The organism is Alteromonas mediterranea DE (assembly GCF_000020585.3).
Lineage (GTDB): Bacteria > Pseudomonadota > Gammaproteobacteria > Enterobacterales > Alteromonadaceae > Alteromonas > Alteromonas mediterranea.
Genome location: NC_011138.3, coordinates 1,914,610 through 1,941,106 on the forward strand (window position 1 = coordinate 1,914,610; position 26,497 = coordinate 1,941,106).

Annotated in this window: 22 protein-coding genes and 3 tRNA genes; 13 read left to right on the top strand and 12 right to left on the bottom strand. The window is 44.9% G+C overall.

Annotation, left to right across the window (positions count from 1 at the left end):
• Window positions 1-223: 223 nt before the first annotated feature.
• The gene (locus MADE_RS08555) at window positions 224-2,044 is read right to left on the bottom strand and encodes a M2 family metallopeptidase (protein WP_020743435.1); all 1,821 of its coding nucleotides are present in this window, start codon (window positions 2,042-2,044) and stop codon (window positions 224-226) included.
• A 133-nt stretch (window positions 2,045-2,177) separates the two neighbouring features.
• On the opposite strand from MADE_RS08555, the gene MADE_RS08560 reads away from it, so the two are divergent.
• Window positions 2,178-2,543: a DUF4870 domain-containing protein gene (locus MADE_RS08560; RefSeq protein ID WP_023559648.1), complete on the top strand. Its 366-nt coding sequence runs from the start codon at window positions 2,178-2,180 to the stop codon at window positions 2,541-2,543.
• A gap of 94 nt (window positions 2,544-2,637) precedes the next feature.
• Here MADE_RS08560 and MADE_RS08565 read toward each other — a convergent pair whose 3' ends face one another.
• From MADE_RS08565 to MADE_RS08575, 3 genes are all read right to left on the bottom strand, one after another.
• Entirely contained in the window at window positions 2,638-2,913 is a 276-nt protein-coding gene (locus MADE_RS08565; protein ID WP_020743436.1) for a hypothetical protein, read from the bottom strand.
• Window positions 2,914-3,090: 177 nt separating this feature from the next.
• The gene (locus tag MADE_RS08570) at window positions 3,091-3,855 is read right to left on the bottom strand and encodes an SDR family NAD(P)-dependent oxidoreductase (RefSeq protein ID WP_012518224.1); all 765 of its coding nucleotides are present in this window, start codon (window positions 3,853-3,855) and stop codon (window positions 3,091-3,093) included.
• Window positions 3,856-3,867: 12 nt separating this feature from the next.
• Entirely contained in the window at window positions 3,868-4,788 is a 921-nt protein-coding gene (locus MADE_RS08575) for a haloalkane dehalogenase (RefSeq protein ID WP_020743437.1), read from the bottom strand.
• A gap of 245 nt (window positions 4,789-5,033) precedes the next feature.
• On the opposite strand from MADE_RS08575, the gene MADE_RS08580 reads away from it, so the two are divergent.
• The 3 genes from MADE_RS08580 to MADE_RS08590 all read left to right on the top strand — a co-directional run bounded on the left by MADE_RS08580 (window position 5,034) and on the right by MADE_RS08590 (window position 10,281).
• Entirely contained in the window at window positions 5,034-7,160 is a 2,127-nt protein-coding gene (locus MADE_RS08580; RefSeq protein ID WP_020743438.1) for a 3-hydroxyacyl-CoA dehydrogenase NAD-binding domain-containing protein, read from the top strand.
• 130 nt (window positions 7,161-7,290) lie between these two features.
• Window positions 7,291-8,472, top strand: coding sequence for an acetyl-CoA C-acyltransferase (locus MADE_RS08585; RefSeq protein ID WP_012518227.1), 1,182 nt, complete (start codon window positions 7,291-7,293; stop codon window positions 8,470-8,472).
• 9 nt (window positions 8,473-8,481) lie between these two features.
• Entirely contained in the window at window positions 8,482-10,281 is a 1,800-nt protein-coding gene (locus tag MADE_RS08590) for an acyl-CoA dehydrogenase C-terminal domain-containing protein (protein WP_020745823.1), read from the top strand.
• A 366-nt stretch (window positions 10,282-10,647) separates the two neighbouring features.
• Here the strand turns inward: MADE_RS08590 and MADE_RS08595 are convergent, their stop codons facing one another.
• The 4 genes from MADE_RS08595 to MADE_RS08610 all read right to left on the bottom strand — a co-directional run bounded on the left by MADE_RS08595 (window position 10,648) and on the right by MADE_RS08610 (window position 13,627).
• Window positions 10,648-11,046 (bottom strand): DUF3718 domain-containing protein, encoded by a 399-nt coding sequence (locus MADE_RS08595; protein WP_015067038.1) that lies wholly within the window; start codon window positions 11,044-11,046, stop codon window positions 10,648-10,650.
• A 243-nt stretch (window positions 11,047-11,289) separates the two neighbouring features.
• Window positions 11,290-11,688, bottom strand: a complete 399-nt coding sequence (locus MADE_RS08600) for a DUF3718 domain-containing protein (protein ID WP_015067039.1) — start codon at window positions 11,686-11,688, stop codon at window positions 11,290-11,292.
• A 315-nt stretch (window positions 11,689-12,003) separates the two neighbouring features.
• Window positions 12,004-12,960, bottom strand: coding sequence for a sugar-binding transcriptional regulator (locus MADE_RS08605; protein ID WP_023559650.1), 957 nt, complete (start codon window positions 12,958-12,960; stop codon window positions 12,004-12,006).
• Window positions 12,953-13,627: an HAD family hydrolase gene (locus MADE_RS08610; protein WP_023559651.1), complete on the bottom strand. Its 675-nt coding sequence runs from the start codon at window positions 13,625-13,627 to the stop codon at window positions 12,953-12,955. The genes MADE_RS08605 and MADE_RS08610 overlap by 8 nt, the downstream gene beginning before the upstream one ends.
• Window positions 13,628-14,103: 476 nt before the next feature.
• On the opposite strand from MADE_RS08610, the gene MADE_RS08615 reads away from it, so the two are divergent.
• The 3 genes from MADE_RS08615 to MADE_RS08625 are packed head-to-tail and all read left to right on the top strand — an operon-like array spanning window position 14,104 to window position 18,384.
• Window positions 14,104-15,819 (top strand): purine-cytosine permease family protein, encoded by a 1,716-nt coding sequence (locus MADE_RS08615; RefSeq protein WP_015067042.1) that lies wholly within the window; start codon window positions 14,104-14,106, stop codon window positions 15,817-15,819.
• A 10-nt stretch (window positions 15,820-15,829) separates the two neighbouring features.
• Window positions 15,830-17,365, top strand: coding sequence for a mannitol dehydrogenase family protein (locus MADE_RS08620; RefSeq protein ID WP_023559652.1), 1,536 nt, complete (start codon window positions 15,830-15,832; stop codon window positions 17,363-17,365).
• A gap of 38 nt (window positions 17,366-17,403) precedes the next feature.
• Entirely contained in the window at window positions 17,404-18,384 is a 981-nt protein-coding gene (locus MADE_RS08625; RefSeq protein ID WP_012518120.1) for an IS5 family transposase, read from the top strand.
• A gap of 304 nt (window positions 18,385-18,688) precedes the next feature.
• Here MADE_RS08625 and MADE_RS08630 read toward each other — a convergent pair whose 3' ends face one another.
• Together MADE_RS08630 and MADE_RS08635 are read right to left on the bottom strand one after the other, a co-directional pair.
• Complete coding sequence (locus MADE_RS08630; protein WP_012518242.1) at window positions 18,689-19,081, bottom strand: DUF3718 domain-containing protein; 393 nt, start codon at window positions 19,079-19,081, stop codon at window positions 18,689-18,691.
• 204 nt (window positions 19,082-19,285) lie between these two features.
• Window positions 19,286-20,188 carry a LysR family transcriptional regulator gene (locus MADE_RS08635; RefSeq protein WP_012518243.1) on the bottom strand — a complete coding sequence of 301 codons (903 nt, stop codon included), beginning with the start codon at window positions 20,186-20,188 and terminating at the stop codon, window positions 19,286-19,288.
• Between the two features lie 232 nt (window positions 20,189-20,420).
• Between MADE_RS08635 and MADE_RS08640 the strand changes: the two genes are divergently transcribed.
• A complete protein-coding gene (locus MADE_RS08640; protein ID WP_012518244.1) occupies window positions 20,421-20,870 on the top strand; it encodes a MaoC family dehydratase in 450 nt (149 codons plus the stop codon).
• Window positions 20,871-21,028: 158 nt separating this feature from the next.
• Here MADE_RS08640 and MADE_RS20200 read toward each other — a convergent pair whose 3' ends face one another.
• Together MADE_RS20200 and MADE_RS08645 are read right to left on the bottom strand one after the other, a co-directional pair.
• Entirely contained in the window at window positions 21,029-21,193 is a 165-nt protein-coding gene (locus MADE_RS20200; protein ID WP_012518245.1) for an entericidin A/B family lipoprotein, read from the bottom strand.
• Between the two features lie 18 nt (window positions 21,194-21,211).
• Window positions 21,212-22,198: a mechanosensitive ion channel family protein gene (locus MADE_RS08645; protein WP_012518246.1), complete on the bottom strand. Its 987-nt coding sequence runs from the start codon at window positions 22,196-22,198 to the stop codon at window positions 21,212-21,214.
• Between the two features lie 419 nt (window positions 22,199-22,617).
• On the opposite strand from MADE_RS08645, the gene MADE_RS08650 reads away from it, so the two are divergent.
• The 5 genes from MADE_RS08650 to MADE_RS08670 all read left to right on the top strand — a co-directional run bounded on the left by MADE_RS08650 (window position 22,618) and on the right by MADE_RS08670 (window position 26,356).
• Window positions 22,618-25,323 (top strand): TonB-dependent receptor, encoded by a 2,706-nt coding sequence (locus tag MADE_RS08650; RefSeq protein WP_012518247.1) that lies wholly within the window; start codon window positions 22,618-22,620, stop codon window positions 25,321-25,323.
• A 190-nt stretch (window positions 25,324-25,513) separates the two neighbouring features.
• Window positions 25,514-25,816: a 4a-hydroxytetrahydrobiopterin dehydratase gene (locus MADE_RS08655; protein WP_012518248.1), complete on the top strand. Its 303-nt coding sequence runs from the start codon at window positions 25,514-25,516 to the stop codon at window positions 25,814-25,816.
• A 202-nt stretch (window positions 25,817-26,018) separates the two neighbouring features.
• Window positions 26,019-26,095, top strand: a tRNA-Met gene (locus tag MADE_RS08660).
• Between the two features lie 53 nt (window positions 26,096-26,148).
• Window positions 26,149-26,225 (top strand) — tRNA-Met (locus MADE_RS08665).
• Window positions 26,226-26,279: 54 nt separating this feature from the next.
• Window positions 26,280-26,356 (top strand) — tRNA-Met (locus tag MADE_RS08670).
• Window positions 26,357-26,497 lie beyond the last annotated feature (141 nt).

A 26,497-nucleotide genomic window follows, 5' to 3' on the forward strand; every position in this document is an offset into this window, starting at 1 on the left:
CGTGAAAAGTATAGTTGGTAAGGAAGCTAAATAAGAGGAAGAGGTACGTCAGATGACCACGCATAATAACGCTAATTGTTAAATAAAGTTCATAGCGCAACGTTACCCGAATGCCCGAAACTTTCAATGGGACTAAAGTTTAAATTGTATAAAAAAGCCCCGAACATTCGGGGCATATTTATTTACTCAGTACGCTTTAAATTTTGCCTATAGAGCGTAGTGACTACCAACCGCACTGGCGTGTCGCATTTTGCTTATCTAACCACGTTTTGAGCGGCGCGAAGTAATCAGCAATGGTGCTAGCATCCATTTGCGGCGAGCCCGTTAGTGTCTCTAACGCGTTCTGCCACGGTTGACTCATGCCCATTTCCAGCATCTCGTTTAGCGCCTTACCGGCTTCTTTACTGCCGTAAATAGAGCAGCGATTTAGCGGGCCTTCATCACCAGCTATATCACACAAGGCTTTGTGGAACTGGAATTGAAGGATGTGCGCTAGGAAATAGCGCGTGTAGGGTACATTTGCTGGTACATGATACTTTGCACCTGGGTCAAAGGCATTTGCACTTCGCTCGACAGGTGCCATCACACCTTGATACTTCTCTCGAAGCTCCCACCACAGGTCATTGTATTGGTCAGGTGTTACTTCCCCCGACATCACCTTCCAACGCCATTGGTCAACCATTAAACCAAAAGGAATAAACGCGATCTTATCAAGCGCTACCTGCATCAACATGCCGATATCATTCGACGCATCTGGGATTTCATCAATCAAATCAATTTGTTTAAGGTATTTAGGCGTAATCGATAGTGCGATAGTGTCGCCAATCGCTTCATGGAAACCGTCGTTAGCTGAACCGCGATAGAGCAGTGGCTGATCTTTATAGGCGCGCTGATAATAGTTGTGACCTAATTCATGGTGAATAACGTTGAACTCTTCGCCTGTCTTTTGAATACACATTTTTATGCGAAGGTCGTCTTTGTCATCTAAATCCCACGCAGAAGCATGGCATTGTACGTCACGGCCTTCTGGTTTTTGAAACATAGAGCGTTCCCAGAACGTATCTGGCAGTTCCTCAAAGCCTAGGGATGAGAAAAATGATTCAGCCTGTTTAACCATAGCGATTTCGTCATAGCCTTGTTCAGCCAACGCAGCGGTTACATCTGGTACCTGCATTTCTTGTTGAGGTTTTACGATATCGTAAATGTTACCCCACGACTGTGCCCACATATTGCCTAAAAGGTGGGCCGGAATGGGTTTGTCTTGAGGTACTACATTTTCACCGTAATGTTCACCAAGCTTTGCGCGTACATGACAATGAAGTGATTCATAAAAAGGTTCTACTTGCGTCCACAAGCGGTCTAGCTCTTTGGGAAACTCATCAGCAGGCATATCATATTTGCCGCGCCACAGTGCACTCACATTTTCAAAACCCAGCTCTGCCGCGCCTTCATTTGCCAGCTCCACTTGTTCTGCGTAAAGCGGTGCCATTGGTTTAGATATTTCGCGCCAGCCTGCCCAATATTCTAATAATTTATCGGCGTCACGAAGGGTGGCCATTTCACTGCTCATTTCTACTAAGCTTTTGCACGTCCCATCTTCGCTACAATACTCACCCGAGCCGTACATGGCACTTAGGTCTGAGCCAATCTTGGCTAAGCGCTCAGCTTTAGCTGCATCTGCAGGTGGTGGCATGGTTAAGCCATTTTTTAATAAATCGAGTTGTCTGCGGGTATCACTGTCCACATCTACATCATTAAATTTGGCCGCTTCTTTGGCTAACTTTGCTACTTTTGTTGATAGCACTTCATTAAAGTAGGCGCTTACCGCAGCGGTATCGAAATTGATATTGGTCGCATAGCTCCATTCTGCGTGCGCAGCGGGTACCTGCATCTTCGCAATATCATCTTGTGCTTGCTGGAGGAACTGTTTTGCGTCTTTTGCGGTCAGTGCCGCTTGGGTTTCTGTCTGCGTAGTACTTTCGCCACATCCTATAAGCGATAGGCTTACCAGTGCTGCTATCAGAGTACGTTTATGATTGAGCATACTTTGTCCTTTAATTATTTTGTTCTTAAAGTGAATCGACGTTCACATAGACATGCGCTAGCATTGTGTAACGCTGCGTAGATTTTGTAAAACAAATTTAACACAACACATTTATTCAATTATAAGGAAATTTATGTCAACGGAAGCGCCACTTTATTGGGGGCTAAATGCCCGCAGTTATTGCACACTGATCCACGTTTCTCAGTTATCGAGCTTTGTTATTCCCAGTCTTGGTATTATTTTACCGATAGTGCTTTGGATTGCACATAAAGATCAAAACGAAGATATTAACCAGCATGGCAGAGTGACCGCTAATTGGCTACTGAGCTTACTCGTTTACTCAGTAATTTGCTTTATTCTCACCTTCATTATCATCGGGGCACTTGGGTTTATCGCACTTGGCTTGCTGAACGTTATCTTTGCCATTGTAGCAGCGGTAAAAGCAAACAAAGGGGAACTTTGGGTTTATCCTTTGAGTTTTCAGTTTATTAAGCGCTAACGCAACATTACCACTATCAGGTATTTAAGCGCCTTTATCATTCGTTACCGTTTCGTCCGTCTTTTACGCTAGCTTTAAGACTGTTAAATGGTAATTATTCAGCGCTGGTACGGCTGTTAGGGAGTACGCTATGAATGAGAAACAAGCCGTTCGATGGCTTTTTGCGTTGAGGAACTAAGGAGGTAGTGCGTTTAACAGCGTTAAGTGCCAGCGATTTATTGAGGCGCTGTTTCTTATTGCTTGGGTTAGAGGCTATTTCTTTTACACTGGTTAACGAAAGTGGTGCTTCTTGAGCCAGAGCAGGAGTAAAAACAATGGCGAATAGGCTTAGCGCGAGCGATAAGAAAATGTTTTTACTTGGCTTTATCATCACACTTTTCTCTTTTGCAGTGACGGGTCGATTGCAGAGGCGGTTGCACTCGCCTCTTTAATCGGTTTTGTTTGTTCACCTTTATTACAACTAAAGTAGAGAGAAATCTAAAGGTTACGGGTTATACCAAGGTATTGGTTTCCATACTTATTGCTAAGCTTATGGGCAACGTTTTTATCACCACGCCGTAACACCGCCATCTACGGCGATGGTTTGTCCATTCATGTAACTGTTGCCAGGTGACAGCATGAGCATCATGGTATTGACGATTTCTTGAGGCTCGCCTAAACGCTTCATTGGGCTACCCATACCCAGCTGTTCGCGGGCTTCAGGCGTGTTATAGCCGTCCACATTGAGTATATTGGTAGGGCTGTAGAACGGGCAAATTGCGTTAACCCTTACATTTTTACGCCCATATTCAACGGCAGCAGTTCGGGTAATACCTGAAACCGCATGCTTCGCCGCCGCGTAAGCGCCGCCTTTAGGCGCGCCGCCCAAACCGGCAAGAGAACTTACATTTAATATGTGTCCTTGTTTTTGCGCTAGCATGACGGGAATCTGATATTTCATGCCGAACATAACACCTTTTACATTTACGGCAAACTGAGCGTCTATGATTTCTTCTGTCATCTGGTGAACAGGAGCGGGCTGATGAGCAATACCCGCATTGTTGACTGCAATGTCTAATCGGCCGAATGTCTCCATCGCCTTGTTAACGAGCTCTTTATTGAGTGATTCGCTCGCGATGTTACCAGCTAGCACTGCAACATCGGTTAATGTACTTACATCGCGCTGAATTTCTTCAAGGGCTGTTTCATTGATATCAGAAAGAACCAGTTTCGCGCCCCGGTTAGCAAGACCTAACGATAGCAAGCGGCCAAAGCCACTGCCTGCGCCGGTGATTAGTACTACTTGCCCCGTAAAGTCGAGTAGTGCATCCATGGTAAACTCCTATTAATTTGTTGACTGATGTGTTTGTTGAATAAACCGTATAAGTAATTCGGCTAACTTTTCACCCTGGTCTTCTTGAATGAAGTGTCCGCCGTTTTTAACCGTGGTGTGCGCCATGCCATCGCAGCCTTGGACTAGTTTCTGGAATATCTTTTCGCCGCCTTTGGTTATTGGATCGCTGTCGCCATACGCAGTAATAAAAGGTTTGTTAAACTGTTTCAGTTTTTCCCACGCCAGCCTGTTGGCCTGTGCCTCTGGATTATCCGGACTTGTGGGCACTAATAAAGGGAACATGCGCGCACCTGCTTTGTAACTTTCGTCTGGAAAGGGCGCATCATAGGCGGCTAGGGTAGTATGGTGTAAATCCGATACCGTAGCGTTTTGGATAATGGCCGAAGTGGGAAAAACCGGTGTATCTTGAGAAAAACGGCGCCATTTTATAAACGCGTCGCTTGCCGGATGATCTCCAGTAGGTAACCCTGTATTAGATACCATTACACCAGTAAAGCGCTCCGGCATATCTGCGACAAGTCGTAACCCCAAAAGCCCACCCCAATCTTGGCAAAACAATGTAGTCGGTCCTTTAACAACCTGAGTAAACCATTCTTTAAGCCAGATAACGTGCCTTGCGTAGGTATAGTCCTCTTTGCGCATTGGCTTATCAGAACGGCCAAAGCCTATTAAATCGGGAACCACTACGTTAAACCCCGCCTTTGCTAATATAGGCATCATCTTTCTGTACAAATAGGCCCATGTGGGTTCGCCGTGCATTAATAGAATGGTATGGCCGTCAGCCGGGCCACACTGATAGTACGCCATCGTAATTTCACTGCTTATCGTATCGGTAACTGCGACATACCGAGGCACGTAAGGAAAGTCGGGTATTTTATCAAAAGCACTTTCCGGTGTTTTGAGGACTTGCATCGTTCACCATCCTTATGTAAATAAAATGTAATAACCTGTACTGCGTGTTTAACAAAAACACTCCTTCTTCAAGCTGTCAATTAATCCTTAAGCGAGTCGTAGCTAGCGCTAAACACAAAAATGAACCCGCTAACGGGTTGGGGCGTGTTATTAAATATTATGATGAATGTCTATAACACCAATAAACTTGGATGATTGGCAACACTGCAATAACATCCGGTTAACGTGATAAACAGGACATGGTTATGACTGAGATGGAAAATAAAGCTGTCGAATACGCAGTGCAGCAGGGTGTTGCCACCCTTACAATGCAAAGCGCACCGGTAAATGCGCTATCACGCGCAATAAGAATTGGCTTAATTGAAGGTATAGAAAGCGCGCTTAACGATGCAAGCGTGAAAGCAATCGTTGTTACTTCTTCACTACCCATTTTTTCTGGTGGTGCAGACATCAGTGAGTTTTCCGGTGGCGATTTGTCGCCCATGTTGCCTGAAGTTTTAGACAAGATAGAAAACGCGACAAAACCCGTGGTTGCCGTACTTCCCGGGCCAGCCTTTGGCGGCGGGTTAGAAGTAGCGTTAGCGTGTCACCACCGCATTACTTTTGCGGGCAACAAAGTCGGCCTTCCAGAAGTTAATCTTGGAATTTTGCCTGGGGCTGGCGGTACGCAGCGCCTTCCGCGTTTAGCCGATGTTCAAACTTCCCTTGAAATGATTGTAACGGGCAAACCTACATCAGTAGTGAAGTTACCAGGTGTTTTTGACAAAATTTCCGATAAACCAGAGCATTTGCTTGAAGATACCAAAGCGTATCTGCAGGGCCTTACGCCAGATAAAGCCATCAAACGTACTTGCGACATTTCGCTTACGATGACAGATGAAACTAAAGGCGTGTTTGATGCGGTAACAGCGCAAACGAAAAAAGCGACCCGTGGCTTTTTCGCTCCCCTTAAGTGTATTGAGGCAGTGCGCGGCGCGTATACGTTAGCGTTTGACGATGGCCTTAAAAACGAAGGCAAGTTGTTCATGGAATGTATGAACACGCCACAAGCCAGAGCACAGCAGCACTTCTTCTTTGCAGAGCGAGCGGCAGGTCATGTGAGTGATTTTGATAAGAACACGCCAGAGCGCAGTATCGAAAAAGTCGCAATTATAGGCGCAGGTACCATGGGGGGCGGAATTGCAATGAACTTTGCTAATGCCGGTATTCCCGTAACTATGCTTGAGCTTAAAGAAGAGGCGCTGGAAAAGGGTCTTGCACTCATTCGCAAGAACTACGAGAACTCTGCGAAAAAAGGCAAGCTTACTCAAGAACAAGTAGAAAGTCGCATGGCGCTGCTATCTGGCACCACATCATACGATGATCTCTCTGATGTCGACTTAGTCATCGAAGCTGTGTTCGAGAAAATGGAAGTAAAGAAAACAGTATTCTCAACGCTTGATAAAGTGTGCAAGCCCGGCGCTATTTTGGCCTCGAATACATCGACACTGGACATAGACGAAATTGCTACCGCGACGTCACGCCCAGAAGATGTGATTGGCCTGCATTTCTTCTCGCCTGCCAATGTTATGAAGCTGCTTGAAGTGGTTAAAGCAGAAAAGACATCCGCCGAAGTTATCAAAACCTGCATGAAGATGGCTAAGCGCATTAGGAAAGTAGCCGTGTTAGTAGGTGTATGCTTTGGATTCGTGGGGAATCGTATGATTGAACCTTACGGTCGTGAAGCCAATCGATTGCTTCTTGAAGGAGCGACGCCTGAACAGGTTGATCGCGTTTTAACAGAATTTGGCATGCCAATGGGGCCGTTCACGATGGGCGACATGGCGGGCTTAGATATTGGTTACTATGTGCGTCAATCTCGCCAAGAACACATTTCCCACGATCCCGCCTACGGCGCGGTTGCAGATCGCCTTGTAGAGAAAGGGCGCAACGGGCTAAAAACCGGGCGTGGTGCTTACAACTACGAGCCAGGGAGTCGCGTTCCTATCCCAGACCCTGAAGTACTTGAAATTGCTAAGCAAGAAGCGGAACGCCTAGGCGTTCAACAGCGTTCTGACATCTGCGATGAAGAAATTCTTGTTCGTGTTATGTATTCACTGATCAATGAAGGTGCGGCGATTTTAGAGGAAGGTATTGCGGCAAAGTCTAGCGATATTGATGTGATTTATGTTTACGGCTATGGCTTCCCAGTGTACCGCGGCGGCCCTATGCAATATGCCGATGAAGTAGGGCTTGGGACCATTTTAGATAAGCTAACCACTTATCGCGATCAGCTTGGCGAATACGGAAAGATGTGGTTAGAGCCAAGTGATTTATTGGTAAAGCTGGCCCAAGAGGGCGGCAGTTTTAGAAGCTATAACGCAAAAGCCTAGTTTTTAAAAAATAGTAATGAGTAAGGCGTAAGCCGTTAGCGGCTTACGTTACGCACACTAAAGAAAACGTGAAATTTAGCTTTACGAGCAGAGTTGAGCTGAATTTTGCGCAATACGAAGGAACAGTAATATGCGTGATGCAGTAATTGTAAGTACAGCACGTACACCAATAGGCCGTGCCTATAAAGGCGCACTAAACAACTTACCCGCGCCGTCGTTAGGTGGTCATGCCATTGAAAATGCGGTATCTCGTGCGGGTATTGACCCTGCTAGCGTAGATGACGTCATCATGGGCGCAGCGCTCACACAAGGCAGCGGTGGTATGAACATCGGCCGGTTAGCCGGGCTTGCCGGCGGCCTTCCTGTTACGGTTGCGGGTATGACCCTTGACCGTCAATGTAGTTCAGGTATGTACGCCATCGCTACAGCAGCAAATGCTATTCGTACTGGCGATACCAACATTATGGTAGCCGGTGGTTTAGATTCTATTTCACTGGTACAAAACAAGAACATGAATATGTTCCGTGCCGTTGACCCTGCACTTGTTGCTAAGCACAAAGATATCTACATGCCGATGCTTCAAACCGCTGAAGTGGTAGGCAAGCGTTATAACATTAGCCGCGATGTACAAGATGAGTACGGCTACCAAAGTCAAATGCGCACAGCAGCAGCGCAAGAGGCCGGTAAGTTTGACGACGAAATTGTACCTATTACAGCAGTTCAAGCGGTGTTCAATAAAGAAACGGGTGAAACCTCTGAGCGCGAAGTCACCTTGTCTAAAGATGAAGGTAATCGCCCAGAAACTACTCTTGAAGGTTTGAAAGCGTTAAACCCTGTTATTGAAGGCGGCTGCATTACAGCTGGCAACGCGAGCCAGCTTTCAGACGGCGCAAGTGCAACAGTTATTATGGATGAGCAGTCAGCAGCGAAAGGCAGTGCTCAGCCACTTGGTATTTATCGCGGTATTGCAGTGGCAGGCTGTGAACCTGATGAAATGGGAATTGGCCCGGTATTCGCCATTCCTAAGCTATTAAAGCAGCATGGATTAACCATGGACGATATCGGTCTATGGGAACTTAACGAAGCATTTGCAGTACAGGTACTCTACTGCCGCGACAAGTTAGGTATTCCAGACGAATTATTAAATGTAAACGGCGGTGCCATTTCTATTGGTCACCCATACGGCATGAGCGGTGCTCGCATGGTGGGTCACGCACTCATCGAAGGTAAACGACGTGGTGCGAAATATGTAGTTTGCACCATGTGTATCGGTGGCGGCATGGGCGCTGCTGGTCTATTTGAAGTTATATAGGTATTGGGTATGGAAGGTTATAAAGCTCCACAACGTGACGCCATGTTTGTAACACATGAGCTACTAAATTATCAAAATCACTATCAGAAGCTGGGATTCGAAGAAGCGTCTGAAGACTTAGTGTCTGCAATTTTTGCAGAAGCTGCTAAGTTCTCTGAAAACACGCTTGCACCTATTAACGCATCAGGCGATGAAGAAGGGTGCAAGTGGGTTGATGGCGAAGTAACGACGCCGAAAGGCTTTAAAGAAGCGTATCAAACCTACGTAGAGGGTGGCTGGCCAAGTATGTCTCACCCAGAAGAATTTGGTGGTCAAGCGCTACCATATTCATTGTCTTCTATCATTGCTGAATGGTTCTCAGGCGCGAACCACTCGTGGGCCATGTACCCAGGCCTTAGTCAGGGCTGTATGGAAACATTAAAAGCCCACGGTACTGAGTTGCAGCAAAAAATGTTTCTTGAAAAACTGGTAAGCGGTGAGTGGACAGGCACAATGTGTCTAACCGAAGCGCACTGTGGCTCAGACTTAGGCATGCTGAAATGTCGCGCCGAGCCTCAGGAAGACGGCAGCTATAGCTTAACGGGCACAAAGATTTTTATCTCTGCCGGTGAACACGATATGTCTGAAAATATCGTACACATCGTGTTGGCTCGCTTGCCTGACGCACCAGAGGGCACTAAAGGTATCTCGCTATTTGTGGTGCCTAAATTCAATGTATCTGAAGAAGGCGAAAAGCAAGATAGAAATGCAGTTGCGTGTGGCAGTATTGAACACAAAATGGGCATCAAGGCCAGCGCAACGTGTGTTATCAACTTTGACGGCGCAAAAGGTTTCTTAATTGGCCCACCAAACCGTGGCCTAAATTGCATGTTTACCTTTATGAATACAGCACGTATTGGTACTGGTCTAGAAGGTCTTGCGGCATCGGAAGCGTCATTCCAAGGTGCGCTGCGCTACGCGAAAGATCGCATTCAGTTTCGCTCAATGACCGGGCGTAAAAACCCAGATGGTCCGGCCGACCCGATTATCGTGCACCCTGACGTGCGCCGTATGCTATTGACGCAAAAGGCGTTTGCTGAGGGAAATCGTGCGCTTGCCGCTTATTGCATGCAAATGGTTGACGTTACCCTTTACGGTGATAATGCGGCCGAGAAACAAGAAGCTGAAGCTAAACTTGCTTTCTTAACGCCTATTGTAAAAGCGTTTTTAACCGAAACGGCACAAGAATCAACCAGCTATGGCATGCAGGTTTACGGTGGACATGGCTTTATAAAAGAGTGGGGCATGGAGCAGCTAGCGCGTGATACGCGTATTTGTACCATGTATGAAGGGACTACTGGTATTCAAGCGGTAGACTTATTAGGCCGCAAAGTAATGGGCTCTAACGGTGAGTTGCTTAATGTATTTGTACAAGAAGTACGTGACTACTGTAACTCGCTTCGCGACAACGCCCAATTTAGTGCCTGGACTAATGCCCTGAGTTCTCACCTTGACGAATGGCAGCAAATTACTATGGATATTGGTAAAGCCGCCGCGTCAAACCCAGATGAAATAGGTGCGGCGTCTGTTGACTACCTGATGTATTCGGGTTACGTCACCGTGGCTTACTTCTGGCTTAAAATGGCAGTGAAGGCACAAGAGCAACTCGATGCCGGTAGTACAGAAACTGAGTTTTACCAGAGCAAGATCTTAACGACGGGTTTCTACTTTGACCGCTTGTTAACACGTACTCGTTCTCTTGTTTCTGCAATGCAATCAGGCGCTGACAACTTGATGTCTATGCCAGAGAGCATGTTTGCTATCGAGTAATGCCATAGTAGTTAAACGAGCAATAAAACTCGTGCGCAGGTAAAAGTGCGCACGACAAGCCGAGCAAATAGGTAACCAAGTTTTTTGGATACGTTATTTAGCTCGGTTTTTTTGTTTTTGAAGATAAGAAAGGTATCTATGACCTCATTGACAAAAACTCAGCAAGCAGTGAATAGCAGCCACGATACCCATTGGTACGCCGAAACTTTACAAAGGTAGTATTAAAAAGGCCGGATAGGTAAAGGCAAAAAGAATGACTTTTTAGGGAGTAGAAAGGGGTGAGGCCCCAAAAAGGGGCCTCCAGTGCGGCATCCTGCCGCTACCATGTTGAACTGGTGTATCACATGGTGTGACTTAAATGTTTTATTAGATTCTGCCGTTAAGCTCAGCTGAAATTGGTGAGCTTTGAAGGCCTTGCTCTGCAATCCAAGCTTGAAGAGTCTTGCCGTCAGCTTCAGGTGCCGCTAGGTCTTTACTTGGCATTTTCTTTACAAGTAGTGTGCCTACGTCCACTGCGTTGTTAGTAATGGCCGTGCGGATAAGGCTTTGACCGTTACAAGAAATACCTGAGTAGTAATCGCGAAGCTTAAGCTTGTAATCTGACTGTACGCTACGCATTTTTTTGCGTAGTTCGCCTTTGTCATCTGCCTGTACAATAGTACAGATATTTGCAAGGGCTTCGTTAATGTCATTCGCTTGCGCTGCGTTAGAAAAAGCTAAAGTAGATGCTGCAATTACTAGAGAAGTTTTAACGATTTTCAACATGGTTAAATTCCTTCGTTTGTTGTTTTTAAGATTATGTTTGTTCGTTGAGATGTATTTAACCTCAAACTAAGTAATTGAAAAACATGTTGTAAAATAACAGGGTATACCAAAGTATACCTTTGGGTTTGGGCGGGGGGATGAAGCGGAATTAGCCCAATAAAAAAGGCCCCGTAGCAGTGGGGCCTTCGAATGCAGCTATTGCTGCAACCATGTTGAATGGGCTCACATGGTAATGTGAATAGCTTAAATTCTATCGTTCAGTTCGGCAGAGATAGGAGAACTCTGTAAGCCTTGTTCTGCAATCCAAGCCTGAAGAGTCTTACCGTCGGCTTCTGGCTGGGTCAAATCCTTACTTGGCATTTTTTTCACCAATAGTGTGCCTACTTCAACAGCATTGTTGCTTAAAGCTGTTCTAATAAGACTTTGTCCGCCACACGAAACACCAGAGTAGTAATCGCGAAGTTTTAACTTAAAGTCAGATTGCACACGACGCATTTTTTTGCGCAGTTCACCTTTGTCGTCTGCTTGCACAATGGTACAAATGTTGGCTAGCGCTTCGTTTACATCGTTTGCTTGCGCTGTATGTGAGAAAGCTAAGGTAGACGCTGCTATGACTAAAGAGGTTTTAACAATTTTCAACATGGTTAAATTTCCTTCGTTTGTTTGATTAAAAGTTTTGCTTGTTGGAACTAATTAAAAAACAACCAGGTTGAGTAAAAAACATTCATTCGAATAACAAGGTATATCAGTCAATACCTTATACTAAAGATGTAAGTAGAGTGGAATTTGCTGTTAGCCTTTAGTATTAAAGGGGTAGAGGGGATGACGGAAGGGGAAATGACTTGATCAATAAAGCAGCAAAAAAGGCGCAAAAAAACAGCGCTTCACTGTTTTTTTGCTTTTTCTCAGCGACTTTCGTTGTTAATTTTGAAAAAGTCGTTTCAATTTAAAGTCGTGCTATGCATCAAGTAATGCCGACGCCGTGCGTTCTGTAGTGATTAACCCGTTTAAAAATTTAGAGCGAAGCGCACCTCTAATGGCATTGAATTTGTTGTCTCCCGCAGCAATACCAATAACGGGTTTCTCTGGGGTGGCTTTAAGTTTAACGCTCGTTACCCGTTGGTTAATGTCGCACTTGATCAATGCGCCCTCTTCGTTAAACACCCAGCTGATAATTTCGCCGCAAGCGCCTGAGTCGGCTAGAATGCCTAACTCGTCGTCGTCAATGAATCCGTCTTTATATAGCGGAGATACGCTGCCTAGGTTGCCTATGCCTACAAAGCTGATATCAGCCTGTTCGGCCAACGAATGAATGCGAGATATATGCTTTTGTTGATGCCATACATCTCGTTCCTCTTCGCTCGAAGCAATAACCGGTGTTGGCATAGGGTAGTGCTGGGCTTTTAATCGGTCAGCAACATGTACCGCCACGTCGTAACGGGTCGCTTCTCCATTTTCAGCTATATTACCGACGAGGGAAACAATTTTATGTTGCGGGCAGTGCAATAACGATAACTCATCCGCACAAGCACGAAGCACTCTTCCGGTGCCAAATGCTATGGTTTGCGGAGCGTCGTGTTTAAGTGCGCGTTCTATAGCTGCCGCGCCGGCCTGTCCCAGCCCCTGTGTAGAGTTAGGGTCGTCATCTACATTTGGCACGATATCGCAAAATGTCAGCCCAAACTTTTCTCGTAGCCCTTGCGCTAATTCCATGCATCTGGCAATAGGGTGTTCCAAGCGCACTTTAACCAGCCCTTCTGACATAGACAGTGCGACCAGTCTTTGTGCACTTTGACGGGAAGTTTTAAGGGTTTTCGCTATTTCGTCCTGTGTTTTTCCGCCCACATAATACATCCATCCCGCTCTGGCCGCTTCATCCAGTTTGTTGAGTTCGTTTTGTGCTTTCTTACTCATGTTTTTTTCTCGTATTAAATAAGTCAGGGAACCGTGTTGTAAACCCGTCCCAAGAAGTAATGGTGTGCTCGTTGTGTTCTACTAGGTTACGTAAATGAGTACCGCCTGTGTAGTGAAGGTAGCGCATTCCGGCGGCTTTTGCCCCCGCCAAGCCTGGCTCGGAGTCTTCAATCACTAAACAGGTGCGTGGGCTGCAATTAAGTGCATTGGCGGCATAAAGAAATAAGTCTGGCGCTGGTTTACCTCTGCTTACCAATGAGCGGGTAAATATACGGTCGTTAAAATAGGTAATTAGGCCAGTACTTTTTAATGCTTTTTCGGTTCTCTCTGGTGAACTGCTTGTCGCCACGCAAAAGGGGACACGCAACGAAGAGAGAACATCTATAATGCCTGACGTTGCAGTTAGGTGGCGTTCAAAGGCGTGAAAAAGCAGTGTATGAAACTCACTTTCCAGAGAAGGGGTCAATGAAAGCGCAAAATCCTCTTCTATTTTGCTCCTTACATGCTCCATGCTTTTGCCTAGAAAGTTTTCGATAAAATACTGCTTAGTGAGTGCAATATCATAATTCGCTAAAACCGATTTCCACGCCTGCATAGACAGCACTTCGCTATCTATAAGTACACCATCACAGTCAAAAATAACTAAATCAATGTTATCAGTTCGCAAGAATCACCCTTAATGCATTTACCATAGTTTTGCCTTATTCCATACTTTCCTACGCAATACCTGTTCAATGATTACAAGGGAAATAAAAAGCACCCCTTGAATATTTGCTTAAGTGTAAAGTAATTGATGCCAACGTTTCTACCGTTAATTTAATGCGCCAATCGCGATAACGCTGTTTTACGTAAACTCGCTGAAATTACTCAATGTATTAACAATACCATTTTATATCTTCGCTATTTACTTCAAAGAGATACCCCTAAGGGAAAAGGCTGGCGTACATTTGTTGAGCAATTTTGTCGTGTTAAAAATTTAACGCATAGCGACTTTATTTTGTTAATTCGTGTTTACAAATGAAGGGGTATGTGCAAATATTCACGAAAATGAGATATGTCTCACAAGTTGGGCAATTGCTCTATCTGCATTGTCGCTACAAAGACACAACAAAGAGACATCCACCTATAACAAGAGATTTGAAGATGAAGTCAACGTCGAGCGATATTGATATTTCAAAAGTAAGCGACGAGCAACTGCCGGTCGCAAAGCATAAACTTAAAGGCTGGAAGCACTTCATGGGCTTGTATGCCGGTGAACACGTTGCGGCCACAGAGTTTGTTTTCGGTGCAACGTTTGTCGCCTTAGGCGCCACCATGACCGACATCTTGTTAGGCTTACTTATTGGTAACCTACTGGCTGTTTTGAGCTGGACACTTATCACTACACCTATAGCTGTTGAAACCCGTCTAAGCTTGTACTCCTATCTTCAGAAGATAGCGGGTGATTCAATGACCAAGCTCTATAACTGGGCGAATGTGATCATATTCACCGTTATTTCCGCTGCGATGATTACCGTATCAGCCACTGCCGTTCGATTTGCGTTAAACATTCCAGCGCAGTTGAACTGGTACCCGACTAATTTAGCATTTGTTGCTGTTGTGTTGGCTGTGGGCGTTATTGTTGTGTTTGTTGCCATGTACGGTTTTAACGCTGTGTCGGACTTCTCTCGTATTTGTGCCCCTTGGCTTTTCACTATGTTTATCTGTGGTCCACTTATTCTTATGCCTGCATTGGCAGAATCTGTGATAGGACAAACATTCTTAACGTCGTGGAACGACTTTATGCATATCGGCAGTACGTCGGTGTGGACCGGTTTAACGCAAAGCGGTGAACCAGGAATTGGCTTATTAGAAGTTATTGGGTTCTCTTGGGCAGCAAATACCATCACGCATTTTGGCCTTATTGATATGGCGCTACTACGCTTTGCGAAACGCAAGCGCTACGGTCTTTGCACCTCAGCAGGCATGTTGTTTGGTCACTATATCGCATGGATCTCAGCGGGTATTATGGGCGCGGGGACTGCGGTTATTGTGCAGAAATCTATTGTAGAACTTGATCCAGGTGACGTGGCATTCCACGCGTTAGGTCTCTCTGGTCTTGTTATTGTTATCGTTGCCGGCTGGACTACCGCAAACGCTAACCTTTATCGTGCCGGACTTGCTGCACAAGCTATTTTTAAAGATAAATCACGTACTAAAACCACTGCTATAGTTGGTATGGTTACCGTAGCCATCGCGTGCTTCCCATTCGTATTTACTAAGTTGCTGCCACTTTTAACTTATGCCGGGCTGCTTGTTGTTCCAGTCGGTGCAATAGTCTTCGCTGAGCATATGATTTTTCCTCGCATTGGGTTTACACGTTACTGGGCCCATTATCAAAGCCTTACCCATAGCACACCCGCTGTTGCAAGCTGGGGCCTAGGACTTGTGTTCGGCTTTGGGTTAAATGCGTTAGATGTTATTTCATTCTATTACCTGTTTATCCCTACATGGTTCTTCACAATAGCCGTATATACCGTGCTTGCTGCTAAATACGGCGCGAAAGAAGAATACCCTGAGCAACAAGCGCAAGTGAAGGCCTTTGACGAGCGTGTTGAAGAACACCAACAGCAAGAAGCGGCGTTAGAAAGCGACCACGTTGAGGATATCAGCGCCGCAACTAAATTATTGCGCCTTACTTCTGTAGCTAGCTTACTTGTGTCCATCGCGCTAGCAATTAAAACGTTTTCTCTTAGTGACACGCTTGCCGTGTACGAATCGAACCGTGATTTATTTTTCAATATAGGGTTCGCGTGCACCGTTATCTATTTCGTTACTGCGTATTGGGCGATGCGTCGCCAGAAAGCGCTACAAAGCTAATAAGGTTTTTATGCAATCTCAAACGACAATTTTATTAAACAGAGCTAACTTGCCATCCTTGCCAGCTGACGTTAAGCGTCCAGCTTATGATGTGGAGAATGTTCAAACGGGTATTGTTCACATCGGCGTGGGTGGGTTTCATCGTGCACATGAAGCCATGTATGTAGACAGATTAATGGCCAAGACCGGTAATTTGTCGTGGGGTATTTGTGGTGTAGGCCTTCGTGAAAACGACCGAGCAATGAAAAAAGTGTTCGATGAGCAAGACAATCTTTACACATTGGTTGAAAAGCACAATGACGGGTCGCGCTCTGCGTCAGTGATAGGTGCGATGACTGGTTTCTTAATGGCGCCAGATAATCCTCAAGCTGTCATTGATAAAATGTCTGAGCCTGAAGTGCGTATCGTTTCTTTAACCATCACTGAAGGTGGTTATAACTTTGATGCATCTACAGGTGAGTTTATTACCACTAACCCAGATGTGCTTCACGACATCGAAAATCCGAAAAGCCCTAAACTGGTTTTTGGCTACTTAGTTGCTGCAATCAAAAAGCGCAGAGAAAACAACGTTAAGCCCTTTACGGTTATGTCGTGCGACAATATTCAGCACAACGGTCATGTGTTGAAGAAGATGTTGCTAGCTTATATTGAGTTATTCGACCAAGCATTAGCGCAGTGGGTTAACGAGAACGTCAGCTTTCCTAATTCTATGGTAGACAGAATTACGCCTGCGACTACAAGCGAAGATATAGTAATGCTTAAAGCACAAGGGGTAGAAGATAGCTGGCCAGTAGTATGTGAGCCTTTCAAGCAGTGGGTTATTGAAGATGACTTTTGTAATACTAAGCCACAGTTTGATGAAGTGGACGCACAATTTGTTAGCGATGTAGCGCCTTATGAAAAGCTTAAACTACGCATGCTAAATGCTGGGCATTCAGTATTAGGGCTAGTGGGTTCAGTTGCCGGTCTTGATATTATCCATGAGAGTGTAGAAGCTGCGCAATTAAAACAGCTATTGTCTATCTTTATGGAAAAAGAGGTGATGCCAACCCTAGATCAGGTTGAAGGCATTGATGTATTTGATTATCGCGATACGTTAATCTCTCGTTTTTCAAATCCTTTTATCAAAGATACCTTAGCGCGTATTTGCTTAGAAAGTTCAGCCAAACTGCCAGTGTTCTTGCTGCCTACGGTACGTGATAACTTAGTAGCCGGGCGTGATGTAAGTATTAGTGCCTTCGTTGTCGCGTGTTGGTCGTATTATTCAGATAAACACGCGTCTCAAGACGGAAAGCCGCTAGAAATTAACGACGTATTGTCTGATACACTTCATCGCGCTGCCCAGCAAAATGAAACAGACAGCTTAAGCTTCTTGAAGATAGAAGAAGTGTTTGGTGAGCTTGCTCAGCAAGAAAAATTTGCTGATGTCTACAAGGCATTCCTTGAGCGTGTTTATCAAAATGAGCCTGTACTTTCGATAAGCGAAGCACTTTCGGAGGAAAAGCTAGCGGTGGCTAAGGAAGATGCGAATAAGTCCCCGATGTGAGATCATAGCTGCATAGTAAATCACAGCCATTACCGCCCATGAGCCAACAGTTAACTTTTGCCGATAGCGAGTTTTCCAGCAAGCGCCGTCAGACCCGTAAAGAGATATTCTTATCCAGAATGGATAACCTGCTGCCGTGGTCTCAATTGCTGGAAGTGATTGAACCCTTTTATCCTAAAGCAGGCAATGGCAGACGTCCATATGCGCTTGAGACCATGTTTCGCATTCACTGTATGCAGCAATGGTATAGCCTCGGTGATGAAGCGATGGAAGATGCGTTATATGAAATTGCTTCGATGCGTCAGTTTGCGCAACTGTCACTGGATAAAGCCATTCCTGACCGCACCACCATTATGAACTTCCGTCACTTGCTGGAAAAGCACAAGCTGACTCGCCAATTATTCAAAACGGTCAACCAATGGCTGTCGGAGTGCGGTGTGATGATGACGCAGGGTACACTGGTGGATGCGACGATTATTGAAGCTCCCAGCTCCACCAAGAATAAAAAGAATGAGCGTGACCCGGATATGCACCAGACCAAAAAAGGTAATGAATGGCACTTCGGCATGAAAGCCCATATAGGAGTGGATGCCAAGAGTGGCCTGACGCATACGCTGGTGACCACTGCCGCCAACGAACATGACCTGAATCAGATGAAGAACCTGTTGCATGGCGATGAGGAATTCATCTCTGGCGATGCTGGATATCAAGGCGCAGAGAAGCGTGAAGAACTTAAAGAAAAGGATGTGGAATGGCTGATTGCTGAGCGTCCCGGAAAGGTTCGGGCACTGAAAAAGCATCCCCGCAAAAACAAAACTGCCATCAACATCGAATATTTAAAAGCCAGCATCCGAGCAAAAGTTGAACACCCGTTTCGCATCATCAAATGTCAGTTCGGCTTTATCAAAGCACGCTATAAAGGGCTGACAAAAAATGACTCACAGTTAGCCATGCTATTCACCTTGGCGAACCTGTTTAAAGTAGACCAGATGTTACGACGACAGCCAAGATCTGTCTGAAATCCGGGAATAGCCCGGAATTAGGTCGAAATCCGGCCTAAAACGGCAGTATATTGGCCAAAATTGAGAATTTAGCGTTCAAAAATTAGACGGCGAATGCAAAGGCTGGTTCAAGAACTAAATTGCAGGACTTATTCGCAGTTTCCCTAAAGCCAGTTAGATACTAATTAATAAATAAAAGGAGAGTTAATATTAACTCTCCTTTTTTTCATCTTGAAAAGAAAAAAGCGACCCGGAGGTCGCTTCTTAAAGTGCAGATTACTCTGCAACCATGTTGAACTGATTCACATGGCGTGAAAGGGGGTTACAGTCTGTCGTTAATTACCGCTGCAATTGGGTTGTCTTGCAAGCCGTTTTCGGCAACCCATGCTTGCAGTGTTTTACCGTCTGCTTCAGGCGCATTTAAATCGCTCTTGGGCATTTTCTTAACCAGTAGCTCACCAGCTTCTACTGCGTTACTTAGCAGAGCCGTACGAATTAGGCTGTTACCACTACAGCTAATGCCTGAGTAATAATCTTTAAGCTTCATACGATAATCTGATTCAACTGAACGCATCTTCTTACGAAGCTCGCCTTTATCGTCAGCTTGTACAATAGTGCAAATGTTTGCTAGCGCCTCGCTTACATCTGCGTGTGCCATACCTGACATGCCAAATGTTGCTGCGATAACAAGAGAAGTTTTAACGATTTTCAACATGGTTAATTCCTCAAGTAAGTTGTTTGAATATTCGTTCGTTGGAAACGATTAAACAATATTCATGAGAGGTTAGAAACGCCGTAATCGATACTTAGGTATGTGGCTTAATAACTGACATAGCACACTAAATGAGTGCGCTAAATAAGCACGTTAAATAAGCGCAATAAAAAAGCGCTCTGGGTGAGCGCTTTTAGGCAGGGTGGGCTAGTGTGGCTTAAAATTACTTGCCACTTCCATAATTTGTTCACGCATCCACATATGGGCGTAGTCGTGGTCTGCGCTAACATGCCAATACAAATAATATTCGACCGGCGGCAGGTCAAAGGGCATTTCGTAAATCGCAAGATCGTAATGCTTTGCTAAGTGAAATGGTAAACAAGCGATTAAATCGGTTTTCACTATGGTACTGGGTACTGTCAAAAAGTGTTGCCCACGCATGACTTCTTTTCTTCTTTTGCCCATTTTGTCTAGCGCTACGTCAATAGGGCCTGCGCCCGATTTGCGTTGCGATACGTTAATATGCCCAAGACGAAGAAAGGTATCTAAGTCCAGCCCGTTTTTTAGGGCAGGGTGATTTTTACGGGCTAATACAACAAACCTGTCTTGTGCAATTTTCTCTTTACACAAGTGTGGGTCGGTAAACGTAGACGCGTCAGCGAAGAAGTCCAGCGTACCCGCTGCCATTGCGGATACCACCTGACTGCGCGGAATTTCGTAGTTTGTTAATCCAATATTCGGCGCTAAGTTTTGAAGGCGAGAGACTAAGCGAGGCATTATGCTCACCTCTAGTAAATCGCGGCTAGCAAAGTTGAAGGACTTTTCAGCGGTAAGCGGGTCGAAGGTATGGCTTTCTTGAACACTCTTGCGTAACAATGCAAGGGCCTGACGCGCAGGAACAATAATGTTTTGAGCTACTGGTGTAGGTGTCATGCTATGCCCAGTGCGCACGAAAAGCGGGTCATTAAGCATTTCTCTCAGTCTTGCTAATGAATTACTCACCGCGGGTTGAGTAATACATAGTACGTCTGCTGCCTTGGTCAAACTGCCTGCCGTATAAATGGCATCAAATACGGCAAACAAATTTAAATCGATTCTATTGAGATTCATAACTAATCCTTTACGAGCGAATGCTCTGAAAAAAAGCCAATAGATGAAGAAGCGCTGTGTTTGTAACAGCGTGTATTAAAGCAATATATGAATGCATTGCTACATAGCATCTACGATAAATTTGCGTTAGTGTAACAAGAATATTTATAAATACCTATTATTAAAAGTTAATTGAAACATTCAAGTGAATAATAGTAGGTTGGTCGTGTACAAACGGAGAATGGACGTAAAAATGGAAACGCTTTTGGATTTATCGGTAGGGGATTTACTTGAGCAGCCTGAATGGCTAACCGTAACTCAAGACATGATTAATCAGTTTGCTGACGCAACCGGTGATCATCAATGGATTCATCTTGACGGGGCACGTTGTGAAAAAGAGAGCCCGTTTAAAACCACCATAGCTCACGGTTTTCTAAGCGCTAGTTTGATGCCAAAGGCTTTTGCCGAAGTGGTATCACCGAGCGAACGCATAGCCTCTATGATTAATTACGGCATCGATAAGTTGCGCTTTCTAGAGCCAGTGAAATGCAACGATTCGCTCAAGTATCAATTTAAACTGATTGACGTGACTGAAAAGCCGCAAGGCAAGCTCTTTAAAGTTGAGGCTAGCTGCCTTTTAAAATCGAGCGGTAACCCAGCGCTTGTAGGCAGTTTTTTAATGTTAGCGATACTTAAACCCTAGCTCAAGCTATATGCAGGGCCATGGCAATAATGGGCATATTAATGAATTTTCACTGTTTTGGTGAAAACTAAGCACAAAAAAGCCTGATGAAGAACGCATCCTTCATCAGGCTATTGTTGATAGTAGAGAACTCTGTACCTAATTCACAAAATTGGCACTTAGTTCGATGCCTCTTGCGCTCCTTCTTCTACCGCTTCACCAGCGCTTTGAATATCTTCGCCAGCGCCTTCGATAGTAGCGCAACCACCTAAGCTTCCAATACTCGCTGCAAAAATCAGTGCTAAAAATGCGTGTTTACGTGTAGTTGAATTTAACATTTCCATTTGTTTCTCCTTTGGTTTTTACTCTTCATCGGCGTGACTTGACCCGTCGCTCGCCTTTTCGCCAGCAGAAGACTGCGGCGAGGTTGAACTATGGTTACTTGCTTTCGATTCATTTCGATCGCTAAGCATGGTGTTTAGTTTATCGCTGCCCTTGGCATTAAAATCCAGCGTTCTGATTGGGAACGGTATCAGTATGTCATTATCTTCAAGCACCGTTTTAACCGTGGTAATGGCATCGTGACGAACTACCATAAAGCCCGGCTCTCCCGGATATCGAATCCAAAACCACAGCAGAAGATTAATACTAGAATCGCCAAAAGACTCGGCATACACCGCGGTTTCTTCTTTCTTGATAACGTAGTCCTTTTCGTTCATCGCATCCGTAATCACTTTAGCGGCTTGTTCAATATCGTCGGCGTAGGATATACCCACAGGCACTTCTATTCTTCGGTAACCTAAATACGAATAATTAGTCAGGATGTTGCGGAACAAAATTTTGTTTGGAATAACCTCTAGCTGGCCGTAAAAGGTTTCCACCAACGTATTTCTAAGGTTTATTTCCTTAACATTTCCAAACACCCCTTCAGCTTCAATAACATCACCAATATCAAAGGGCTTTCTAATACCCATTGCTACGCCAGCAATGAAGTTTTCTGTCATGTCTTGAAAAGCAAAACCAATCGCTAACCCTACAATACCAGCACCTGCAAGTAGTGATGTAACAGTGCCTTTAAGACCGACGAAATCTAGAGCAATGAAAATGCCGGCAACAAGTACAATCGCTTTAATAATAGAGGTAAGAAGGCCAGCAATTTGTCGGGACTCAAACGTACGTCGCATTAGTTTACCTGCGACGTTGCCCACAACTTTAGCTATGACCCCAAATACAATAGCAATAAGAAATGCGACGACTATATTTGGTAGTAGGGTAATGCCACCCTCTATCCAGCTTTCTAACTTTTCACTTAAAAGCTTATATACCTCGTCTACTTTCGGAAACTCCATAAACCTCATTCACCTGTTGTGGGCCTGTTCTTGATCAATCAAATTTCGTTCCTCTAAATGCTAATTCTTATGTGATTGAATTTTATGAAGTTAGTTTAGGTGTGTAGGTGGGCCGTTGTAGAGGTAGTGTATAAATTACCTAATCAATGAAACATATACTCAGTGGAATATTAGGAAGTATCTAGATTTTAAATACGATCTTATCCAAAAGTCTATCTGGTCTGACCATGTGTAAAATTAATGTAAACATATTATTCACAATAAATTTACAAAGGTGAAAATCGGGCATAGTATCAATTGAGTAGGCCATCACTTGATGTGACCTATCACAATAACAACACAAAATCGAACAGCCTGTTGCTAGCGGAAAGTGTGAGTAGTAGTGCCGGTAGTGATAAGCCCAGATTTGGAATCACACTATGAAATTTAAAACGCGTAAGACCGCAGTTGCCGCTATGGTTGGCACTGCTTTACTTTGCTCACCTTATTTAGTTTCAGCACAAGAAACTGACGCAGATAAAGAGCAAGAAGCAAAGAAAGACGTTGAACTTATTCTAGTTACCGGCAGTTTCGTGCGCCGAAGCGAGAACTTCGAATCACCCTCACCGCTGGCCGTTGTTGATAGCGTGGCTATTGATGCAATTGGCGCAAAGAATATTGCTGACATTACACAAACACTTACCATTAACACAGGTGCTGAAAACAACCCAGACGCGTTTACGCAAAACGCGACTGCTGGCACATCTAATATTAACCTTCGGGGCCTTGGTGTTGCCTCGACCTTGGTCCTGCTAAATAACAAGCGCCAAGTAGTTACCGCTCAGCCCACTAATGAAGGCCTCAACTTTGTAGACACTAGTTCATTAGTACCTATGATTGCCATCGACCGCATGGAAGTAGTGAAAGATGGAGCATCAGCCCTTTACGGTTCTGACGCGGTTGCCGGTGTAGTTAACTTTATTACTAAACGAAACTACGACGGTGCAATGGTAAGCGTTGATTATCAAGATGGGGCCCATGGCGATAATAAAGAGTATATTCTACAGGGGTTGTGGGGAGCTACTGGAGACAACGGAAGCGTACTTGCTGCAATCAGCTATACCAACCGCTCGCCACTGTTTTTAAGCGATAGACGCTTAAGTCGTCCGCAAGATGACACCAGTGCCCTAGGAAATCCTGGCTCTTATTTTTTGAATATTCCTGGAGCGGGTCCACTTCCAATAATTGATCCATATGGATGTGAAGAGTTCGGCGGCGCGCCAGATCTCAGAGCACCTAGCGGCACGATTCCCGGCTTAGAAGTAGGCTTTTGTGGCTTCGATTTTGGTAAATTTTATTCGTATGTTGCCGATGAAAGTCGAACCAATGCCTATGTTCGCGCCGATTATGAGTTTGATAACGATATAACTTGGACAGCGGAATTCAGTACCGCAAGAAACCGTGCAGAGCGGGGGGGAGCACCAAGCTTCCCTATCTTAACTTCGCCCATCGTTCCTGATTATCACCCGCAAAACCCGTTTGGCCAGTCTGTGGCCTTTTTCGGAAGAGCAGAAGGAAACGGCTTTGAAGGCGACCCAGCGAATACCGAATCTGACACCCTTCGTTTTAGCACCAGCTTACAAGGTGTCACCGACACAGGGTTCTGGGAAGTAAGTTATACCCGAGCAGTGAACGATTTTGTGTTCAGAGTACCTGATGTATTAAACACAGAGTTCCAGCTGGCACTTTATGGCCTTGGCGGTTCGAACTGTGATCCTATAGCAGGGTCGCCCGGGGTAGGGAATTGTGAGTTCTTTAATCCGTTTGCTACCTCTTATACATCGGCCCCCAATTCTGATTATGTCGTTAGTTCATTTACGGGCACAGAGGTAATTGATTCTAAAGCTGACTTAGAAGTCTTCGAAGCTTTCACTTCGTTTGATGTCTTTGAAATGGGCGGTGGATTTGCGGCTTTGGCGCTAGGAGTGCAGTATCGAGAAAACCAGCTTAGTCAAGATTATGATGACTTGGCGAATCAAGACAGCTTCACCTTCGTGATTGGTAACCCCGATATTGATGGTAGCCAAGACGTATGGGCGGCGTTTGGTGAATTAGCCTTACCTATTAACGACGAATTAGACGTTCAGCTTGCCGTGCGTTATGAAGATTACGGTGGCTCAATAGGTAGTACTGTCGACCCGAAACTCGCGGTCTCGTGGCGCGCAACCGATGAATTCTCGTTCCGTGGATCAATTTCTACCTCATTTAGAGCGCCTACGGTCTTCCTAGCGCAAGGCGGGGCTACGTCGTTACAGCAGTTAATTGACCCTGTTCAAGGGGCCGTCGCTTTTGTTGCGGTGCGAACGTCGGGTAATGAAGATTTGAAACCTGAAGAATCTACCGCCTATAACATTGGCTTCTCTTACGAGCCATTCAGAGATTTTTCTATAGAAGTTGATTATTGGAATTTTGAATTTGAAGACTTGATCATTCAGGAGAATGCGCAAGCGGTACTCAATGAAGACCCGACGAATCCTGACCGAGTCATTCGCGCGGGCGATCCGTTGACCGGCCCAGCGCTTCAGGTGAACAATACCTATGTTAACGCAAGCTCACTTGAAACATCGGGTCTTGATTTTGTGACCAGCTATAAAATTGAAACCGACTTTGGTAGCTTCACGCCGTCACTTAATGCTACCTATATTACTAAATATGACCTTATGGACCCACAGGCAGGTAATATAGACGGCGCAGGGCGTCGTAACTTTAACAACATAGGAGTATCTTCCCCTGAGCTGCGCGCGAATTTAGGCTTGGCTTGGAAGAATGACATCCATGCTGCCAATGTCTTCTTGCGCTATATTTCGTCGTATGACGATGACCAAAACTGTGATGACGGCACAGCTAACCTAGGCGGTTGTGCGGGCGGATTTTACGAAGTGGATAGCCACCTAACGGTTGATGCGCAATATAACATTGACCTTGGCGGTCTTTATGATACTGAGCAGAGTTACGTGTTAACCCTTGGTGCAATCAATATGTTTGATGAAGAACCCCCTCAGCTATTTACCAATAGTGGTTTTGACTCAAAAGTTCACGACCCGCGAGGCCGACAAATCTATGCGCGTTTAGCTATTGAGTTTTAACGCTTAACGTTGCACCTATAAAGTCGACCTAGTGAGTCACAACGCTAGGTCGGCTTTTTTAATTGCTTGTAAACTATTTCCTCCACCTTGCGCTTTCCTAATAGCGCGCAATGACTTCTAATCTTTCAACGTTTCATTAAAGTAGTAAGCTCACGTGTCAATCAATTTACGTTATTTCAAGGAACGCGCTATGGCTACAAAACTGGTAGAAAGTGAAATTGAGAATAAACTTGAAGCACTCAACGCTCTGATAACTGATGACACCCCTTGGGAGCGCAGTGGTGATAGCATTAAAAAAACATTTACGTTTAAAAGCTTTATTCGGGCGTTTGGGTGGATGTCGCAAATGGCTATTTGGGCTGAGAAGCTAAAGCATCATCCAGAATGGTTTAACGTTTACAATAAAGTAGAAGTAACTTTGACCACCCATGACGCCGGTGGATTGACTGAACTGGATTTCTCGCTTGCTGAAAAAATGGAAAAATTTAAATAACTTAGCGCGTGTGCTTTGTAAAAGGTGCTAATCAGCAGCATATTCGTATTAACTTTGAGCATGTTGGTCAATTAAACTGCGAACAGTCAGAAAAATGAAATATTTCGCACCTTTGTACTTGTGTTGAGAAAGTCCCTATGTATAATACGCACCACGTTGAAGCGAGGCATTAAACGAAACGCTTCAAACGTATATTTTCTGGCGCGGGATGGAGCAGTCTGGTAGCTCGTCGGGCTCATAACCCGAAGGTCGTAGGTTCAAATCCTGCTCCCGCAACCACAGAAAATAAACCAGAATTTCAAAGCTTTGCAATGCAAGCTTTACCGTACAATCGCGGGATGGAGCAGTCTGGTAGCTCGTCGGGCTCATAACCCGAAGGTCGTAGGTTCAAATCCTGCTCCCGCAACCATATTTATATAGCCAGAATTATAAAGCATCGCAACACCATGCTTTACCGTACAGTCGCGGGATGGAGCAGTCTGGTAGCTCGTCGGGCTCATAACCCGAAGGTCGTAGGTTCAAATCCTGCTCCCGCAACCACATTAAAAACCCAGCATTTGCTGGGTTTTTTCTTTTTCGCCTTTTAATTATTCCTTCTATATTTTTTGGCACAATATTCTCAACAAATAACTACACTATAGAAATGTGTATGCTAAATTGATTTATCGCCACTAATAACAA